15 protein-coding genes and 1 pseudogene are annotated in these 18,399 nt (G+C 65.8%); 11 read left to right on the top strand and 5 right to left on the bottom strand.

Translation table 11 applies throughout. The features are described 5' to 3' along the window. Window positions 1–116 precede the first annotated feature (116 nt). From P0Y43_RS10600 to P0Y43_RS10580, 5 genes are all read left to right on the top strand, one after another. On the top strand, window positions 117–863 hold the full coding sequence (locus P0Y43_RS10600; protein WP_275637246.1) for an amino acid ABC transporter permease: 747 nt from the start codon (window positions 117–119) through the stop codon (window positions 861–863). Beyond that, on the top strand, window positions 864–1,535 hold the full coding sequence (locus tag P0Y43_RS10595; protein ID WP_275637245.1) for an amino acid ABC transporter permease: 672 nt from the start codon (window positions 864–866) through the stop codon (window positions 1,533–1,535). It abuts the gene before it with no gap. Continuing rightward, on the top strand, window positions 1,532–2,266 hold the full coding sequence (locus P0Y43_RS10590; RefSeq protein ID WP_038706667.1) for an amino acid ABC transporter ATP-binding protein: 735 nt from the start codon (window positions 1,532–1,534) through the stop codon (window positions 2,264–2,266). The genes P0Y43_RS10595 and P0Y43_RS10590 overlap by 4 nt, the downstream gene beginning before the upstream one ends. 64 nt (window positions 2,267–2,330) lie before the next feature. Then, the gene (locus P0Y43_RS10585; protein ID WP_275637244.1) at window positions 2,331–4,235 is read left to right on the top strand and encodes a sensor histidine kinase; all 1,905 of its coding nucleotides are present in this window, start codon (window positions 2,331–2,333) and stop codon (window positions 4,233–4,235) included. Further along, window positions 4,232–5,557, top strand: a complete 1,326-nt coding sequence (locus P0Y43_RS10580; RefSeq protein WP_430540239.1) for a sigma-54-dependent transcriptional regulator — start codon at window positions 4,232–4,234, stop codon at window positions 5,555–5,557. Before P0Y43_RS10585 ends, P0Y43_RS10580 begins: the two co-directional genes overlap by 4 nt. A 48-nt stretch (window positions 5,558–5,605) precedes the next feature. Here the strand turns inward: P0Y43_RS10580 and P0Y43_RS10575 are convergent, their stop codons facing one another. After that, window positions 5,606–6,601, bottom strand: a complete 996-nt coding sequence (locus P0Y43_RS10575; RefSeq protein ID WP_275637243.1) for an alpha/beta fold hydrolase — start codon at window positions 6,599–6,601, stop codon at window positions 5,606–5,608. 198 nt (window positions 6,602–6,799) lie between these two features. Between P0Y43_RS10575 and metR the strand changes: the two genes are divergently transcribed. After that, window positions 6,800–7,717, top strand: coding sequence for a transcriptional regulator MetR (metR, locus tag P0Y43_RS10570; protein WP_275637242.1), 918 nt, complete (start codon window positions 6,800–6,802; stop codon window positions 7,715–7,717). On the opposite strand, the gene P0Y43_RS10565 is transcribed toward metR, so the two are convergent. Both P0Y43_RS10565 and P0Y43_RS10560 read right to left on the bottom strand, forming a co-directional pair. Further along, window positions 7,701–8,114 (bottom strand): NUDIX hydrolase, encoded by a 414-nt coding sequence (locus tag P0Y43_RS10565; protein ID WP_275637241.1) that lies wholly within the window; start codon window positions 8,112–8,114, stop codon window positions 7,701–7,703. The two genes, metR and P0Y43_RS10565, sit on opposite strands and share 17 nt — an antisense overlap. 155 nt (window positions 8,115–8,269) lie before the next feature. Continuing rightward, window positions 8,270–8,530, bottom strand: coding sequence for a type B 50S ribosomal protein L31 (locus tag P0Y43_RS10560; RefSeq protein ID WP_275637240.1), 261 nt, complete (start codon window positions 8,528–8,530; stop codon window positions 8,270–8,272). A 178-nt stretch (window positions 8,531–8,708) separates the two neighbouring features. Here P0Y43_RS10560 and P0Y43_RS10555 point away from each other — a divergent pair, with 178 nt between their 5' ends. The 4 genes and pseudogenes from P0Y43_RS10555 to P0Y43_RS10540 all read left to right on the top strand — a co-directional run bounded on the left by P0Y43_RS10555 (window position 8,709) and on the right by P0Y43_RS10540 (window position 15,132). After that, a complete protein-coding gene (locus tag P0Y43_RS10555) occupies window positions 8,709–10,328 on the top strand; it encodes an FMN-binding glutamate synthase family protein (RefSeq protein ID WP_275637239.1) in 1,620 nt (539 codons plus the stop codon). 193 nt (window positions 10,329–10,521) lie between these two features. Then, window positions 10,522–13,652, top strand: a pseudogene (locus P0Y43_RS10550) (transglycosylase domain-containing protein); the annotation flags it as partial. 188 nt (window positions 13,653–13,840) lie between these two features. Next, window positions 13,841–14,374 (top strand): PadR family transcriptional regulator, encoded by a 534-nt coding sequence (locus P0Y43_RS10545; protein WP_275637237.1) that lies wholly within the window; start codon window positions 13,841–13,843, stop codon window positions 14,372–14,374. Continuing rightward, window positions 14,371–15,132 (top strand): siderophore-interacting protein, encoded by a 762-nt coding sequence (locus P0Y43_RS10540; protein WP_275637236.1) that lies wholly within the window; start codon window positions 14,371–14,373, stop codon window positions 15,130–15,132. The genes P0Y43_RS10545 and P0Y43_RS10540 overlap by 4 nt, the downstream gene beginning before the upstream one ends. Before the next feature lie 60 nt (window positions 15,133–15,192). On the opposite strand, the gene P0Y43_RS10535 is transcribed toward P0Y43_RS10540, so the two are convergent. Further along, a complete protein-coding gene (locus P0Y43_RS10535) occupies window positions 15,193–15,810 on the bottom strand; it encodes a Pr6Pr family membrane protein (protein ID WP_275637235.1) in 618 nt (205 codons plus the stop codon). A 3-nt stretch (window positions 15,811–15,813) separates the two neighbouring features. Continuing rightward, window positions 15,814–16,035 carry a VF530 family protein gene (locus P0Y43_RS10530; protein WP_275637233.1) on the bottom strand — a complete coding sequence of 74 codons (222 nt, stop codon included), beginning with the start codon at window positions 16,033–16,035 and terminating at the stop codon, window positions 15,814–15,816. Window positions 16,036–16,306: 271 nt separating this feature from the next. Between P0Y43_RS10530 and P0Y43_RS10525 the strand changes: the two genes are divergently transcribed. Further along, entirely contained in the window at window positions 16,307–18,343 is a 2,037-nt protein-coding gene (locus P0Y43_RS10525; RefSeq protein WP_275637232.1) for a TonB-dependent receptor, read from the top strand. Window positions 18,344–18,399 lie beyond the last annotated feature (56 nt).

The following is an 18,399-nucleotide window of genomic DNA, read 5'->3' as shown; positions in this document are numbered from 1 at the left end:
CACATGAATTAACCGCGCGGGCCACCCGTTAGTGTCTAACCTTTACCTCCGAGGGCGCCCGCCGCCCTCGGATGCTCGAAGGTGCCCGTGAAACAACCGTCTGAGGGGAAATCCCGATGAATTACAACTGGGACTGGGGCGTGTTCTTCAAGTCCACCGGCGTGGGCAGCGAAATCTACCTGGACTGGTATGTCACCGGCCTGGGCTGGACCATCGCCATCGCCATCTCCGCCTGGATCATCGCCTTGCTGCTGGGCTCGCTGCTCGGCGTCATGCGTACCGTGCCAAACCGCCTGGTGTCAGGGATTGCCACCGCCTACGTCGAATTGTTCCGCAACGTGCCACTGCTGGTGCAGTTGTTCATCTGGTACTTCCTGGTGCCGGACCTGCTGCCAGAAGGCCTGCAGGAGTGGTTCAAGCAAGACCTCAACCCGACCACCTCGGCGCTGATCAGCGTGGTCATCTGCCTGGGCCTGTTCACCGCCGCACGTGTCTGCGAGCAGGTGCGCACCGGCATCCAGGCGCTGCCCCGTGGCCAGGAATCGGCCGGGCGCGCGATGGGCTTCAGCCTGTCGCAGATCTACCTGAACGTGCTGCTGCCCCAGGCCTACCGGATCATCATCCCGCCGCTCACCTCCGAATTCCTGAACGTCTTCAAGAACTCCTCGGTGGCGTCGCTGATCGGCCTGATGGAACTGCTGGCCCAGACCAAGCAGACCGCCGAATTCTCCGCCAACCTGTTCGAGGCGTTCACCCTGGCCACCCTGATCTACTTCACCCTGAACATGGGCCTGATGCTGTTCATGCGCATGGTCGAGAAGAAAGTCGCGGTGCCTGGCCTGATTTCCGTGGGGGGCAAGTAAATGGACATGGATTTCAGCGAAATCATCCCCGCCCTGCCCGCCCTCTGGGACGGCATGGTCATGACCCTGCAACTGATGGTCATGGGCGTGGTCGGCGGTATCGTGCTGGGTACCATCCTGGCCCTGATGCGCCTGTCATCGAACACGTTGCTGTCCAACGTGGCCGGCGCCTACGTCAACTATTTCCGCTCGATCCCGCTGCTGCTGGTGATCACCTGGTTCTACCTCGCGGTGCCGTTCGTGCTGCGCTGGATCACCGGCGAAGACACCCCGGTGGGGGCATTCACCTCCTGCGTCGTGGCCTTCATGATGTTCGAGGCGGCCTACTTCTGCGAAATCGTGCGTGCCGGCGTGCAGTCGATCTCCAAGGGCCAGATGGGCGCCGCCCAGGCCCTGGGCATGAGCTACGGACAGTGCATGCGCCTGATCATCCTGCCCCAGGCGTTTCGCAAGATGACCCCGCTGCTGCTGCAACAGAGCATCATCCTGTTCCAGGATACCTCGCTGGTCTACACCGTGGGCCTGGTCGACTTCCTCAACTCGGCACGTGCCAACGGCGACATCATCGGCCGCTCCCATGAGTTCCTGATCTTCGCCGGTGTCGTGTATTTCCTCATCAGCTTCACCGCTTCGTGGCTGGTCAAGCGCCTGCAAAAAAGGATCACCGTATGATTTCCATCAAGAACGTCAACAAGTGGTACGGGGACTTCCAGGTGCTGACCGACTGCAGCACCGAGGTCAAGAAAGGTGAAGTGGTGGTGGTCTGCGGCCCCTCGGGCTCGGGCAAGTCCACCCTGATCAAGTGCGTCAACGCGCTGGAGCCGTTCCAGAAGGGCGACATCGTGGTCGACGGCACCTCCATCGCCGACCCCAAGACCAACCTGCCGAAACTGCGCTCGCGCGTGGGCATGGTGTTCCAGCACTTCGAGCTGTTCCCGCACCTGTCGATCACCGAGAACCTGACCATCGCCCAGCGCAAGGTGCTCGGCCGCAGCGAGGCGGAAGCCACCAAGAAGGGCCTGGCCCTGCTTGATCGCGTGGGCCTGGGCGCTCATGCCAAGAAGCACCCTGGGCAACTGTCCGGTGGCCAGCAGCAGCGCGTGGCCATCGCCCGCGCGCTGTCGATGGACCCGATCGTCATGCTGTTCGACGAACCGACCTCGGCGCTCGACCCTGAGATGGTCAACGAAGTACTGGACGTGATGGTCGAGCTGGCCCACGAAGGCATGACCATGATGTGCGTGACCCACGAGATGGGCTTCGCCCGCAAGGTCGCCAACCGGGTGATCTTCATGGACAAGGGCAACATCATCGAGGACTGCCAGAAAGAAGACTTCTTCGGCAACCCCGAAGGTCGCCACGAACGCACCCAGCACTTCCTCAGCAAGATCCTGCAGCACTGAGCAATGCCAGCCCGCTGCCCGGCCCCACCGGGCAGCGGACGCTGGTGGTGACAAGGCCACTGTGATGAAATGCGACCCTTCGCTACTTCTCCCTGCCCAGCCTGCCGTGAAATCCCGCCTGATCCGCCAACTGTTCCTGCCACCGCTGATCATCCTGCTGATGGTCGGCCTGGGCTTGGTCGGCTACATGGTCAGCGAGACCAACGGCATCCGTCTCTTGAGCGAGAACGGCGAGCGCCAGCTCGAGCTGCACGCGCGCACGGTGGAAAGTGAAATCAGCAAGTACACCTACCTGCCGAGCCTGCTGGAGCTGGAAGACAGCGTCTCGCAACTGCTCACCGACCCTGATGGCGGCGCCCGGCAGACGGTCAACGAATACCTCGAAGGCCTGAACCGCCGCAGCCGCAGCCGGGCGATCTACGTGCTCGACACCACCGGCCGGGTTCAAGCCACCAGCAACTGGCGCGACGTCGACTCCTACCTGGGCGAAGACCTCTCGTTCCGCGCCTACTTCCAGGACGCCGTGCGCGGCCAGCCCGGGCGCTTCTACGGCATCGGCAGCACCACCGGCGAGCCCGGCTACTACCTGGCCCACGGCCTGGAGGAGCACGGCAAGATCATCGGCGTGGCGGTGATCAAGGTCCGCCTGGAAGCCCTTGAGGAACGCTGGCAGCGCGCCCGCCTGGAAGCCTTCGTCAGCGACGAGAACGGCATCATCATCCTTTCCAGCGATCCGGCGCGGCGGCTCAAGTCGGTGCGCCCGCTGACCCCGCAGATCAAGGAAAACCTCGCCCGCAGCCTGCAGTACTACTGGTGGCCGCTCAACGAGCTGGAGCCACTGGCGCGCGAGACCCTGGCCGACGGCGTGGAGAAGCTGACCTTCCCCGCCAACGCCGAAACCGTCCAGGGCAAGCCCCACGAAGTCACCTACCTGGCCCAGACCCGGCGCCTGGCCGACACGCCCTGGCACTTCACCCTGCTCACCCCGCTGCAGGACCTGCGCCGCGAATCCATGGTGCAGGGCATTCTGGTGGGCGTGGCCTTCGCCCTGTTGGCGATCCTCGGCATCGCCTGGAACGAGCGGCGCAAGGTGATCGCCACGCGCCTGGCCGCGCGTGAGGCGCTGGAGGAAGCCAACAGCCAGCTGGAGCGGCGCATCGCCGAACGCACCGCCGACCTGCGCGCCAGCAACGAGCGGCTCAAGGGGCAGATCCGCGAGCGTCGCCATGCCGAGCAGACCCTGCGCCACGCCCAGGACGAGCTGGTCCAGGCCGGCAAGCTGGCGGCCATCGGGCAGATGTCCACCAGCATCGCCCATGAGCTCAACCAACCCCTGGCGGCCCTGCGCACGCTGTCGGGCAACACCGTGCGCTTCCTCGAGCGCGGCGCGCTGGAAATCGCCAGCACCAACCTGCGCACCATGAACGAATTGATCGACCGCATGGGCCGCATCACCGCCAGCCTGCGCTCGTTCGCCCGGCGCGGCGACGACAGCGGTCAGGCCTCGCTGGCCAAGGCGGTGGAGGCTACCTTGCAGGTGCTCGGCAACCGCATCGCCGGCTGTCACTTGCAACTGCACAGCCACTTCGACGACCAGCAACTGGCCATCGACCAGACCCGCCTGGAGCAGATCCTGGTCAACCTGATCGGCAACGCCCTCGACGCGATGGCCACCCAACCGCTGCCGCAACTGTGGCTCGAGGGCGAGCCGCAGGGCGACAAGTACCGTCTGCGGGTGCGTGACAATGGCCACGGCATCGACGCCGAGGCGCGCAAGCACCTGTTCGAACCCTTCTTCACCACCAAACCGGGCGAACATGGCCTGGGCCTGGGCCTGACCTTGTCGGCGAGCCTCGCCACCGCCGCCAAGGGCACCCTGAGCGTCGAACACCCCGCCGGTGGCGGCACCGCGTTCGTCCTCGCCCTGCCCCTGGTCACGCCACCCAACGACACGGCAGAGCATCCATGACCCCAGCACCCTTGACCGTACTGATCGTCGAAGACGACCCCCATGTGCTGCTCGGCTGCCAACAGGCCCTGGCCCTGGAAGACATCGCCTGCGAAGGCGTGGGCAGCGCCGAGCAGGCGCTGGAGCGCATCGGCGATGACTTCGCCGGCATCGTCGTCAGCGACATCCGCCTACCCGGCATGGATGGCCTGGAACTGCTCAACCGCCTCAAGGCCCGCGACCGCAGCCTGCCGGTGGTGCTGATCACCGGCCATGGCGACATCGACATGGCGGTCGGCGCCATGCGCAACGGCGCCTACGACTTCATGGAAAAGCCCTTCTCGCCCGAACGGCTGGTCGACGTGGTGCGCCGCGCCCTGGAGCAGCGTGGGCTGTCACGCGAGGTGTTCGCCCTGCGCCGCCAACTGGCGGGCCAGAGCACCCTGGAGGGGCGCATCATCGGCCGCTCGCCAGCGATGCAGAACCTGCGCGAGCTGATCGCCAACGTCGCCGACACCTCGGCCAACGTGCTGATCGAAGGCGAGACCGGCACCGGCAAGGAACTGGTCGCCCGCTGCCTGCACGATTTCAGCCGACGCCAGGGCCAGCCATTCGTGGCGCTGAACTGCGGCGGCCTGCCGGAGAACCTGTTCGAGAGCGAGATCTTCGGCCACGAGGCCAATGCCTTCACCGGCGCGGGCAAGCGGCGCATCGGCAAGATCGAACACGCCAATGGCGGCACGCTGTTCCTCGACGAAGTCGAGAGCATGCCGATCAACCTGCAGATCAAGCTGCTGCGCGTATTGCAGGAGCGCACCCTGGAACGCCTGGGCTCGAACCAGAGCATCCCGGTCGACTGCCGGGTGATCGCCGCCACCAAATCCGACCTTGACGCCATGGGCCAGGCCGGGCAGTTCCGCAGCGACCTGTACTACCGCCTCAACGTGGTCACCCTGGAACTGCCGCCGCTGCGCGAACGGCGCGAGGACGTGCTGCAGCTGTTCGAGCACTTCCTGCAGCAGTCGGCGCTGCGTTTCGACCGCGAGGTGCCGGAGCTCGATGGCCAGACCCTGTCGCGGCTGATGGCCCACGACTGGCCGGGCAACGTGCGCGAACTGCGCAACGTCGCCGAACGCTACGCCCTTGGCCTGCCGGCGTTCAAGAAGAGCGGCGCCGTGGCCAACCAGGGCCTGGGCTTCGCCGAGGCGGTGGAGGCGTTCGAACGCAACCTGCTCAGCGATGCCCTGCAGCGCACCGGTGGCAACCTCAGCCAAGCCAGCCAGGAACTGGGCATGGCCAAGACCACGCTGTTCGACAAAGTGAAGAAGTACGGGCTCGGCTGAGTCCAAGAACGCTGACGTGGGTGTTGAACCTGCCGCGGGGCCGCCGCTTCAAAGCCGGGCAATATGCGTCATGTCCTGTCGATGTGATTTGAGATAGGGCAGCACCACCGCCAGCAACGGCGCCTTGAACGGCTCCTGGAAACGGTGCGCCAACCCCGGAATCAGGCGCAGTTGGCTACCCTGGATATGCGCCGCCAGGTGCACGCCATGCATCACCGGCAGCAGCGGGTCTGCCGTACCGTGCACCACCAGCGTCGGCACGCGCAGTTGGTTGAGCAATGCCACCCGGCTCGGCTCGGCGAGAATCGCCATGATCTGGCGCTTGACCCCCTCCGGGTTGAAGGCCCGGTCGTAGGCCAGCGCCGCCTGCTGCAGCAACACCGTGCGGTCGTCATGCACCTCGGGGCTGCCCAACGCTGACAACAGGTCGGCCTGCTGCTCGATGGCCACCTCGCGGCTGGGCGCGCTACGCCGCGCCAACAACTGCACCAATGCCGGGCTCGGCGCCGGCAGGCCCGCAGCGCCTGAGCTGCTCATCACCAGCGTGAGGCTGCGGACCCGCTGTGGCGCCATCGCCGCCAGGTGCTGGGCGATCATCCCGCCCATGCTCACCCCCAACACGTGGAATTGCTCGACCTGCAGTTCGTCCATCAAGCGCAGGCCGTCACTGGCCATGTCAGTCAGGGTGTAGGGCGCCGCCACCGGCAGGCCGAGCTTGTAGCGCAGCAGCTCGACCGTGAGGTTGGCCGAGGCCGGCGGCAGGTTCCAGCGCGACAGGCCGACATCGCGGTTATCGTAGCGAATCACCCGAAAACCCTGGCGGCACAAGGCCTCGACCACGTCATCCGGCCAATGGATGAGCTGCCCGCCCAGGCCCATCACCAGCAGCAGCGCCGGGTCGCTGGGCGCGCCGACGCTCTGGTAGACCAGGCTCACCTCCCCCAGCTCGGCCCGTTGCACCGGCACGTGGGCGTCGCAGCGCCCAGCGGCGAAGCCGGCCGGCGCGCCGCACAGCAAGAAAAGAACGATCAGAAAAACCCGCATGAACGAAAACACCAGAATGCAAATCCCCAGTAGAGCGCGAGTCTGATGAAAATCGTTCGGGCGCGCTGCCACAGTTGCGTGACAGTTTGATGAACTCTGCCCAGTGGTCATTGCCAGGACGCAGTCGACAGCACACTGCAACATGAGGGAAACTCAACCTCATCAATTGTTTACCAAGTGTTTCCCCCGGAGTTCGTCGTGCTGGAAATCCGCCACCTGAAAACCCTTCATGCCCTGCGCGAGGCCGACAGCCTGGTGGAGGCCGCCGAGCGCCTGCACCTGACCCAGTCGGCGCTGTCGCACCAGTTCAAGGAGCTGGAAGAACGCCTGGGCCTGCCGCTGTTCGTGCGCAAGACCAAGCCGATTCGCTTCACCAGCGCCGGCCTGCGCCTGCTGCAACTGGCCGACGCTACCCTGCCGCTGCTGCGCGGCGCCGAGCGCGACATCGCCCGTCTGGCCGGCGGCACCGCCGGGCGCCTGCACATGGCCATCGAATGCCACAGCTGCTTCCAGTGGCTGATGCCGACCATCGACCAGTTCCGCGACGCCTGGCCCGAGGTCGAGCTTGACCTGGCCTCGGGCTTCGCCTTCGCCCCGCTGCCGGCCCTGGCCCGCGGCGATCTCGACCTGGTGGTGACCTCCGACCCGCTGGACCTGGCCGGTATCACCTATGTGCCGCTGTTCACCTACGAAGCGATGCTGGCGGTGGCCAACCAGCACGCGCTGGCCAGCAAGCCGTACATCGTGCCCCAGGACCTGATCGACCAGACCTTGATCACCTACCCGGTGGAGCGCGACCGCCTGGACATCTTCACTCGCTTCCTGGAGCCGGCGGACATCGAGCCAGCCGCCGTGCGCACCTCGGAGTTGACGGTGATGATGATGCAGTTGGTGGCCAGCGGCCGTGGCGTGTGCGGCATGCCGCACTGGGCGCTGCACGAGTACAGCGCGCGCGGCTACGTGAAAGGCAAGCGCCTGGGCGAGAAGGGCCTGTTCGCCACGCTCTACGCGGCGGTGCGCACCGACATGCTCGATGCGCCTTACATGCGCGACTTCCTGCTGACCGCCAAGGACACTTCGTTCGCCACCCTCGATGGGGTCAGCGCGGTGCGTTGAGGCCCTGGCGGTACAGCGGCAGGATCAGGTCGCGGGTCAGCGGCGCCAGCGTCAGGGCGGGCGTCTCGTCGGCGGCCAGCCACACCACTTCCTCGATCTCGGCGGCGGGGGCGACGGGCTCGGCGCTGTCGACGCGGAACAGCTCGCACTGCACTTCGAAGCCTGGCTCGTTGGCGGCCGGGGCGCTGAATTGGCCGAGGTACACGGCCTGCTGCACCGCGACAGTCAGGCCGAGTTCTTCATGTAGCTCACGCACCAGGGCTGCCAGCGGGGTTTCGCCGGCGTCGATCTTGCCACCGGGCTGCATGAAGGCCTGGGTGCCGCGTTTGCGTACCAGCAGGGTGCGGCCGGCGGGGTCGACCAACAGGGCGGCGGCGATGCGGATTGTCTTGCTCATGGGCAGGGCCTGGATAAAAGGGCGGGCAAGGATCACACGCCGTCCATGGCGACGCAATCGCGGGGCAAACCCGCACAGCTACCCTGCTGATTTTGGATACAGCGGGGTACCTGTGGGGCCGGGCTTGCCCCGCGATTGAGCCGCACCGCGGCCCCTTACCTGGCCTTTCCGGCAAACCCGGCAAAGCGCTTGTTGAACCCAGCCACACGCCCTTCCACCGTGGTCTTGCGCTGCTGCCCGGTATACACCGGATGCGAGGCACTGGACACATCCAGGGCCACGTAGGGGTAGGTTTTGCCATCGCTGTATGGCTGGGTACGGTCGGTCTCCACCGTCGAGCCGATCAGGAAATACACGTCCGCCGCCGTGTCGTGGAACAGCACTGGCCGGTACGCGGGATGGATGTCGGGTTTCATGAGCGTCTGCCTCCATTGGCGAGTTGATACTTTATAACATAATCAATACGAATGATTTTTGATACCTGAATTTTCATTCTCGCCAGGCCTCCCCACGCTGGCCTAATGCCGCGCAACCGGGCTAAGGTCTGGGTTTGCCAGGCCCTGAGCCTGACCGATTCATTCGCAAGGATTCCGTATGAGCCTGTCACTTCTCAGCCGCTACGCCTTCTTCGCCGCCTGTGTGCTGTTCACCCTGGCCAGCCTGCCGTTGCTCCACCACGAATGGCTCTGGCCGTTCACCCTGACCACCGCCGTGCTCAGCCTGATCGGGGTGTTCGACCTGTTGCAACAACGCCATGCGGTACGCCGCAACTACCCGATCCTCGGCAACATCCGCTACCTGGTCGAGGCCATCCGCCCGGAAATCCGCCAGTACCTGCTCGAAGCCGACAGCGACGCCCTGCCCTTCTCCCGTGCGCAACGTTCGCTGGTCTATGCGCGGGCCAAGAACGAAGCCTCGGACAAACCCTTCGGCACCCTGATCGACGTCTACGAATCGGGCTTCGAGTTCATCGGCCACTCCATGCGCCCGGCGCCGCTGGCCGACCCAGCCAGTTTCCGAGTCGTGGTAGGCGGGCCGCAGTGCAGCCAACCCTACTCGGCGTCGATCTTCAACATCTCGGCCATGAGCTTCGGCTCGCTCAGCGCCAACGCCATCCGGGCCCTGAACCAGGGCGCCAAGCTGGGCAATTTCGCCCATGACACTGGCGAGGGCAGCATCAGCCCCTACCACCGCGAGCACGGCGGCGACCTGACCTGGGAACTGGGCAGCGGCTATTTTGGCTGCCGCACCGCCGATGGTCGCTTCGACCCCGAGCGCTTCGCCGAGCAGGCCCGCAACCCGCAGGTGCGGATGATCGAGATCAAGATGAGCCAAGGCGCCAAACCCGGCCACGGCGGCATCCTGCCCAAGCACAAGGTAACCCAGGAAATCGCCGAGACCCGCGGCGTGCTGATGGGCGAAGACTGCATTTCGCCGTCTCGCCACAGCGCGTTCTCCACCCCTATCGAAATGATGCGGTTCATCGCCCAGTTGCGTGAACTGTCCGGCGGCAAGCCAGTGGGCTTCAAGTTCTGCCTGGGCCACCCATGGGAGTTCATGGGGATCGCCAAGGCGATGCTGGAAACCGGCATCCTGCCAGACTTCATCGTCGTCGACGGCAAGGAAGGCGGCACGGGCGCCGCACCGGTGGAGTTCACCGACCACATCGGCGTGCCGCTGCGCGAGGGCCTGCTGTTCGTGCACAACACGCTGGTTGGCCTGAACCTGCGCGACAAGATCAAGCTCGGCGCCAGCGGCAAGATCGTCAGTGCCTTCGACATCGCCAGCGTGCTGGCCATCGGCGCCGACTGGGCCAACTCGGCGCGTGGTTTCATGTTCGCCATCGGCTGCATCCAGTCGCAGAGCTGCCACACCAACAAGTGCCCGACCGGCGTCGCCACCCAGGACGCCCTACGCCAGCGCGCCCTGGTGGTGCCGGACAAGGCCCAGCGGGTGCTGAACTTCCACCACAACACCCTGCGCGCCCTCGCCGAGATGCTCGCCGCCGCCGGGCTGGAGCACCCGTCGCAGTTAGAGGCCAAGCACCTGGTGCGGCGTATCTCGGCCACCGAGATCAAGTTGTTCTCGCAGATGCACGTGTTCCTCAAGCCCGGTGAACTGCTCACCGGCGAGGTGAACGGGCAGTTCTACTCGCGCATGTGGCAACTGGCGCGAGCAGACAGTTTCGAACCGCACGCAGAGGCGGCGGCCTGACCGGCCTCATCGCAAGCCCACAGGTACACCACCGTTCTCAGGGACTGTGCTGTACCTGTGGGGGCGGGCTTACCCCGCGATAAGGCCATAACGAGCACCGCAAACAGCCGTTCCCCACAAATTTTTCACCATCTGCGGCCAACGTCTAAGCTTCAGACAAGCAAGACGAATTTCCCTGGCCGGACTGAACACTATGGGCGCACTGTGGCAATCGGAACCAACCAGAACGGAAGCACCCGAACCCCCTCTGGCCGAGGCCCCACAGCCAAAGACTCCCCGTCAACGTAGGCTCTGGTGGCGGCTGATCCTGCTGATCCTGCTGGTGGCCATCGTCGCCATCGGCTACGCCGCCTATGACGAGATGCAGTCCTCCAACCTGCAATCGCGCGAATTCAGCCGCCTGGCCAGTACCCTGACGTATTCCCTGCACCCCGGCCCAAGCGACGCCATCGTCTACCCCGGCGAAGGCCCGTTCGACAAACGCCTGGGCTACAGCGCCCTGGGCGAGTTCCTGCCACGCCTGCTCAAGCGCGACTACCTGATCAGCCAACAGGTGCGCTTCTCCCCGGCGCTGATGCGCTACGTCGACCATGGCCTGTTCGTGCCCTACGTGGAGAAAATCCAGGCCGGCCTGTCGATCACCGACTGCCGTGGCGACACCCTCTACCAGTACCACTACCCCCAGCACCTGTACCCGGACTTCGCTTCGATCCCGCCAGTGATGGTCAACAGCCTGCTGTTCATCGAGAACCGCGACCTGCTCGACAGCAAGGACCCCAAGAACAACCCGGCAGTGGACTGGCCGCGCTTCGCCAAGGCGGCCTATAGCCAGGTCGCCAAGTACCTGGCCCTGCCCGGCCAGTCGGCCGGCGGCAGCACCCTGGCCACGCAATTGGAGAAATACCGCCATTCGCCCGACGGCCTGACCGTCTCCGGCACCGAGAAGCTGCGCCAGATGTTCTCCGCCAGCGTGCGCGCCTACCAGGGCGGGCCAGACACCACTGAGGCGCGCCAGCGCATCGTGCGCGACTACCTCAATAGCGTGCCCCTGTCGGCGGTGCCTGGGCACGGTGAGGTGCATGGCATGGCCGAGGGGCTGCGGGTGTGGTACGGCGCCGACTTCGACCAGGTCAACCAAGCGTTGAACGCCACCGCCAGCGACGAGAAAAGCCTGGCCGAACGCGGCCTGGCCCTGCGCCAGGTGCTGTCGCTGATGATCGCCCAGCGCCGGCCGTCGCATTACCTGTCCAAGGGCCGCCTCGAGCTGGCCGAGCTGACGGACTCACACATCCGTGTGCTTGCCGCCAACGGCATCGTCGACCGCCCGCTGGCCGACGCCGCGCTAGCCAGCAAGGCGATCTACCGCGACTGGGTGGCCCAACCGACCATCGTGCCGATCATCACCAACAAGGGCATCAGCCTGGCCCGCAACCGCCTGGCGGCCATGCTCAACCGCCCGCTGTACGACCTCGACCGCCTAGATGTGTCGGCCACCAGCACCCTGCAGGCCGACCTGCAGACCCAGGTCAGCCAGTACCTGAAGAACCTCGCCGACCCCGAGTTCGCCGCGCAGATGGGGTTGATCGGCGAACGCCTGCTGACCGCCAAGACCACCGACCAGGTGAGCTACAGCTTCACCCTGTTCGAACGCACCGCCGATGGCTCGCGGGTGCGGGTGCAAACCGACAGCACCGACCAGCCGTTCGACATCAACGAAGGCAGCAAGCTGGAGCTGGGCTCCACCGCCAAACTGCGGGTGCTGACCACCTACCTGGAGATCATCGCCGAGTTGCACGGCAAGTACGCCGGCAAGCCCGTGGCGGAATTGAAGAAGGTCGAAGTGGCCGACCTCGACCGCATCACCCAGTGGTCGCTGGAGTGGCTGATGCAGAACGCCAAGGACCAGAACCTCGACGCCATGCTCGACGCCGCCCTGGAGCGCAAGTATTCGGCCAACACCGGTGAGGCGTTCTTCACCGGCGGCGGCATGCACGTGTTCAACAACTTCCGCAAGGAAGACAACAACCGCAACCCAACCCTCAAGGACGCCCTGCGCGAGTCGATCAACCTGCCGTTCATCCGCCTGATGCGCGACCTGGTGCGCTACGTCACCTACCAGCAACCCTATAACCGCGAGCCGATCCTCAAGAACGATGCCGACCCGCGCCGCCAGGAGTACCTGGCGCGCTTTGCCGACCGCGAAGGCACCAACTACCTGATGCGCTTCTGGCGCAAGTACCAGCGCAAGACCTCGCAACAACGCCTGGACACCTTCCTCGACAGCATGCGCGTGACCCCGCAGCGCCTGGCCGCGGTGCACCGCTACCTGTTCCCCGAGGCCGGCCAGGAGACCTTCAACGCCTTCGTCCGCGCCCACACCGCCAAGGACAGGATCGCCCTGGCCAAGCTCAGTGACGGGCGCCTGTCTGAGATGTACGTGGCCTACGGGCCCGGCAAGTACGACCTGCCCGACCAGGGCTACATCGCCAAGGTGCACCCGCTGGACCTGTGGCTGCTCGGCTACCTGTTGAAGAACCCCGGCGCCTCGATGACCGACATGGTCAACGCCAGCCGCTTCGAGCGCCAGGAAGTGTACAGCTGGCTGTTCAAGAGCCGTCACCAGGGCGCGCGCGACAGCCGCATCCGCACCATGGTCGAGATCGAGGCATTCCTCGACATCCATCAGCGCTGGAAGCGCGTGGGCTACCCGTTCGACCACCTGGTGCCGTCGCTGGCCACCGCCATCGGCAGTTCCGGCGACCGCCCCGCCGCGCTCTCGGAGCTGGTCGGCATCATCCAGAACGACGGCGTGCGCCTGCCGACCCTGCGCATCGATACCCTGCACTTCGCCGCCAACACCCCCTACGAGACCCAGCTGATCAGCGACCCGGACCGTGGCCAGCGGATCCTTCCGGTGGAAGTGGCCAGGGCACTCAAGGGCGCGATGTCGCAGGTGGTCGATGCCGGTACCGCGCGGCGCATCTCCGGCAGCTTCAAGCTGCACGACGGCACGTTGCTGGTGATGGGTGGCAAGACCGGCACCGGCGACAACCGCCTGCAAAGCTACGGCGCCGGTGGCCGGCTGATCGGGTCGCGCTCGCTGAACCGCACCGCCACGTTCGTGTTCTTCCTGGGTGAGCACCACTTCGGCACCCTGACCGCCTTCGTGCCAGGGCGCTCCGCGGAGACGTTCAAGTTCACTTCCGCGTTGCCGGTGCAGGTGTTGAAGGGCATGGCGCCGATCCTGATGCCGTACCTGGAGCCAGGCAGCGCGACCGAGTGCAAGCCGCCGCAACTGGCAGGCACTGCACACCCCCTGTAGGAGCGGGCGTGCCCCACGATAAGGCCCGCTTCGACAACACCGTTGTTCCTGCAGACGCGGGGCAAGCCCGCTCCCAACGATCGCGTCATTATCGATTTCGTTGATGATAATCATCTGCATTTAAAGGCTTGTGTTTCGATATATCTGGCGTAATATCTTGCGATATATCGAAACACACGGAGCCTTCCGAATGCGTGACCACGACCCCTTCGAACGCCGCCCTGGCCGTGGCGAACGCGGCCCACGGGTGTTCGCTCCCGGCGACCTCAAGCTGCTCATGCTGTCGCTGCTGGCCGAGCAACCCGGCCACGGCTACGACCTGATCCGCCAGATCGAGAACCTGTTCGACGGCAACTACACCCCCAGCCCCGGGGTGATCTACCCCACCCTCAACTTCCTTGAGGAAGCCGAGCTGATCACCGGCCAGGCCCAGGGCAGCAAACGCCTCTACGTCATCACCGCCAGCGGTCGCAGCGCCTTGGACGAACAAGCGGTCGCGCTCGACGGCGTACGCATGCGCATCGAGGTGAGCAAACGCGCATTGCGCGGCCATGAACGCCCCCCAGAAATCCACGAGGCCGTGGGCAACCTGCGCCACGCCCTGCACATGCACAACGGTCGCTGGACCCCCGAAGAAATCGAACGGGTACGCGACCTGCTCAACGAAACCGCCAAGGCCATCGCCTCCGGGCCGGCCGCTTCCGTTCAGGAGACCACCCCATGAGCGACACCATCCACCGCGTCAACCACGCGATCAAACAGCGCCGCCTTCAGGTGCTGCGGGTCACCGACCTGACCCCGCGCATGCGCCGCATCACCCTCGGCGGGCCGGAACTGGCCGGTTTTACCAGCGTCGGCAGCGATGACCACGTCAAGCTGCTGTTCGCCCGTACCCCCGAGGAACGCCAGGCGATCGACGCCCGCGACCTCGGCCGTGACGGCGGCGTGCGCCCGACGATGCGCGAATACACGCCACGGCGCATCGACCTGATGGCTAACGAGCTTGACATCGACTTCGTCCTGCACGGCGACGGCCCGGCCTCCACCTGGGCAGCCCAGGCGACGGTCGGACAGACCCTCGACATCGCCGGCCCGCGCGCCTCGATGGTGGTGCCGGACATCTTCGACAGCTACCTGCTGGTCGGTGACGAAACCGCCATTCCCGCGATCGCCCGGCGCCTGGAGGAACTGCCAGCGGGCCGCCAGGTGCTGGCGGTGATCCAGGTGGAAGACGAGCAGGAGCGCCAGCCGCTGGCGAGCAAGGCACAGGTCGAGGTGATCTGGGTGCGCCGACACGGGGAAGACCTGCTGGCCCTGCTGGGTAACCTGGCCATGCCCCAGGGCCGGCTGTACAGCTGGGTGGCCCTGGAAAAAGGCCTGACCCGACAGGCCAAAGCGCTGTTGCTGGAGAAAGGCGCGCAGGAAGATGCGCTGAAGGCCGCCGCCTATTGGCGCCTGGACGGCGCCGCCGACGAGGATTGAGACAATGCCGGCCCTATCGCGGGGCGACCCGACTTGCCCCGCGATAGGGCCGGCACAGACTCACCGCCGCCACCGATCCACACCGATCACCACCCACCCAATCACCCAGAACCCCGTCAGCACCCCCAGCGCATTCAGCAGCACCCGCCCATACCCCAGGCTGGCCACGTCGAGGAACGGGTACGGGTACACCCCGATTTCATGCCCGCGCCACAGCGCGAACAAGAAATACACCAGCGGATACAGGGTCCAAGCCCCCAAGTGCCTGGCCCGCAGTTGCCCCTTGGGCACCTCGAGCCACCAGTACAGGACGAACACCAGCGGCATCACATCGTGCAACAGTTCATCGGCCAACCACTGCCAGCCCTGCGGCTGCCACAGGTGTCGCAGCAGCAAGCTGTAGGCCAGCGCCACCAGCACGATGCTCACCGCTACCCCGGAGCTCACCTGCGGTGAGAGGAAGAACCGCCTGGCCGGCGTTTCTCGGCCAAACGCCGCCTGGCTCAGCACCGTCGCCACCAAGGTATTGGTCAGCACGGTGAAGTAGCCGAACAGGTTGATCAGCCCGCCGATCAGGCTGGCCTGCTCCTGCCAACGGGCGATCAGCACCAGGTACAGCTGGATGGCCAGCGCGCTCCAGCCCAGGCAGGCGGCCAGGGTCAGCCAGGGGCGCGGCACCCGTCAGGCCTTGCGCTGCAACTTCACGTACAACTGCTCGACCTTCTCCCGGGCCCAAGGGGTCTTACGCAGGAAGGTCAGGCTCGACTTGATGCTCGGGTCGCTGCGAAAGCAGCGGATATCGATGCGCTCGGCCAGGCCCTGCCATTGGTAGTGGGCCACCAGCTCGGTGAGGATCTGCTCCAGCGTCTTGCCGTGCAGCGCGTTGTGTTGGGCCGTGCTCATGCCAGTGCTCCCGCGTTGAAAGATGCGCACCTTACACGAGTGTAGTGGGCCACGCCGCTGCATTGGCCATGCCGGCCCTGTCGCAGGGCAAGCCCAATCCCACAGGTACAACTGTCCACACAGTCAGTGGTGAACCTGTGGAAGCGGGCTTGCCCCGCGATAGGGCCGGCCTCCCATCACAAAACCCCTGGCCAGAGACCTCCCGCCCATGCTGAAATAGATATGTTATATAGTAACAACAACCAATCCTCTGCCACGGAACGTCACCCCCATGCTCCCCCTGCGCCTCTCCCCCCTCGCCGCCGCCCTCTGGCTGGCCGCCACGCCCAGCCAGGCCGTCGAACTGGAACCCCAGGTCATCACCGCCAACCCCCTCGGCAACCGCCAACTGGCCGCCCCCAGCACCGTCCTCGAAGGCGACGGCCTGCTGCAACAGCAGCACGGCAGCCTTGGTGAAACCCTGAACAAGCAACCCGGCGTCGCCTCCACCTGGTTCGGCCCCGGCGCCAGTCGCCCGGTGATCCGTGGCCTGGACGGCGACCGCATCCGCATCCTGCGCAACGGCGTCGGCGCCCTGGACGCCTCGTCGCTGTCCTACGACCACGCCGTGCCGCTGGACCCGGTGAACGTCGAACGCATCGAGATCGTGCGCGGCCCCGCCGCGTTGCTCTACGGCGGCAATGCCATCGGCGGGGTGGTCAACACCTTCGACAATCGCATCCCCGACGCGCCCATCGACGGCATTCACGGCGCCGGCGAACTGCGCTACGGCGGCGCCGACACCACCCGCAGCAGCGCCGGCAAGCTGGAAGCCGGCAATGGCGCCTTCGCCCTGCACCTGGATGCCAACAGCCGCCAGTTCAACGATCTGCGCATCCCTGGTTACGCCCGTAGCGCCAACGTCCGTGACGCCGATGAGCCCGGCAGCAAGCACCGCCTGGAGAACAGCGACGGCCGCCAGGACGGTGGCGCGATCGGCGGTTCCTACCACTGGGAGCACGGCTACACCGGCCTCTCCTACAGCCGCTACGACAGCAACTATGGCTCGGTGGCCGAACCCGGCGTGCGCCTGGACATGCAGCAGGACCACTACGCCTTCGCCTCGGAACTGCGCGACCTGGACGGCCCGTTCAGCTCGGTCAAAGTCGATGCCGGCTACACCGACTACCAGCACCGCGAGATCGAGGAAGGCGAGGTCCACACCACCTTCAAGAACAAGGGCTACGAGGCGCGCATCGAGGCGCGCCACCAGCCGCTCGGCCCGGTCGAGGGGGTGATCGGCGCGCAGGTCAGCCGCAACGAGTTCTCCGCCCTTGGCGAAGAAGCCTTCGTGCCACACACCGACACCGACAGCCTGGCGCTGTTCATGCTCGAGCAGTGGCAAGCCACCGAGCGCCTGAACCTGAGCCTGGGCGCACGCCTGGAGCACACCCGGGTCGACCCGGACGCCAAGGGCAACGAAACCTTCGTCGATGCCGACAAGGCCAGCAGCTTCAACGCCGCGAGCCTGTCCTCCGGTGCGGTGTACCAACTCAACCCGGTGTGGGCGCTGGCCGCGAGCCTGGGCTACACAGAGCGTGCGCCGACCTTCTACGAGCTGTACGCCAACGGTGCCCACGTGGCCACCGGCGCCTACGAGGTAGGCGACCCGAACCTGAACAAGGAAAAGGCGATTTCCGGCGACCTGGCCCTGCGCTTCGACAACGGCACCCACAAGGGCAGCGTCGGGGTGTTCTACAGCCACTTCCGCAACTACATCGGCCTGATCGGCAGCGGCAACCTGCGCGAAGGACATGACCACGACCATGGCGACGAGGACGATCACGACCACGATCATGACGGCCTCCCCGAGTACCTTTACCAGGGAGTGCGCGCGCGCTTCTACGGCATCGAGGCCCAGGACCGCTGGCAACTGGTGGAGAACCGCTACGGCAGCTTCGCCCTCGAGCTATCCGGCGACTACACCCGGGCCAAGAACCTCGACAGCGGCGAGCCACTGCCGCGCATCGCGCCGCTGCGCCTGAACAGCGGGCTGGTATGGGAATTGGACCGCTGGCAGGCACGTCTCGATGTGCAACACGCCGCCTCGCAGCGCCGCAAGCCGGAGAACGAGACCCGCACCGACGGCTACACCACCCTGGGCGCCAGCGTGGGCTACCGCTTCGACATCGGCCAGAGCCAGTGGCTGGCATTCGTGCGCGGGGAGAACCTGACGGACCAGACGGTGCGCTATGCCAGTTCGATCCTGCGGGATATCGCACCGGCACCGGGGCGCAGTGTCGAGGTCGGGTTGCGCACTCGCTTCTGACCTTGAAAGGGGCCGCTTTGCGGCCCAGTCGCGGGGCAAGCCCGCTCCTACACCGC

This window comes from Pseudomonas entomophila, from assembly GCF_029193575.1.
GTDB lineage: Bacteria > Pseudomonadota > Gammaproteobacteria > Pseudomonadales > Pseudomonadaceae > Aquipseudomonas > Aquipseudomonas entomophila_G.
This window is presented reverse-complemented; position numbering and strand designations above follow the sequence as displayed.